1 protein-coding gene is annotated in these 434 nt (G+C 55.3%); it reads right to left on the bottom strand.

Annotation, left to right across the window (positions count from 1 at the left end; translation table 11 throughout):
- Positions 1-434: condensation domain-containing protein (locus HFD99_RS24970; RefSeq protein ID WP_167441067.1), on the bottom strand; the 434-nt coding region annotated here is incomplete at both ends.

The raw sequence follows: 434 nt of genomic DNA, 5'->3' as shown, positions 1-434 counted from the left end.
GCCTCTTCCTCTCTGGCTTCCAGCGTGAAGTCAAACTTCGCCGGTGTTTGCTCCAAGCCGTATGGACGGAAGCTCAGATCTGCCAGTTGCAGTTCGCCTTCCTCGGTCGTTTGCAGGGTAAACATCGTATCGAACAGCGGATGGCGACTCATATCCCGCTTCACATTCAGCTTTTCCACCAGTTCCTCAAATGGATAGTCCTGATGTTCGTAGGCTTGCAGAGCCTGAACCTTCACTTCTTCCACGTAGCTGCGGAAGGTATGTTCCGCTGTCGGATAGTTTCGCAGTGCCAACGTACCGACGAACATGCCGAGGATCGGCTCCAAATCGGCATGCGGTCGTCCGGCAATCGGCGTGCCGACGACAATGTCCTCTTGGCCGCTGTATTGATGCAAGAGTGCGGTGTACGCCGCCAGCAGCACCATATACAGGGT

Source organism: Paenibacillus sp. EKM301P, assembly GCF_011800295.1.
Taxonomy (GTDB): domain Bacteria; phylum Bacillota; class Bacilli; order Paenibacillales; family Paenibacillaceae; genus Paenibacillus; species Paenibacillus polymyxa.
The sequence above is the reverse complement of the archived record's forward strand: the minus strand, read 5'-3'. Positions and strand labels throughout refer to the sequence as shown.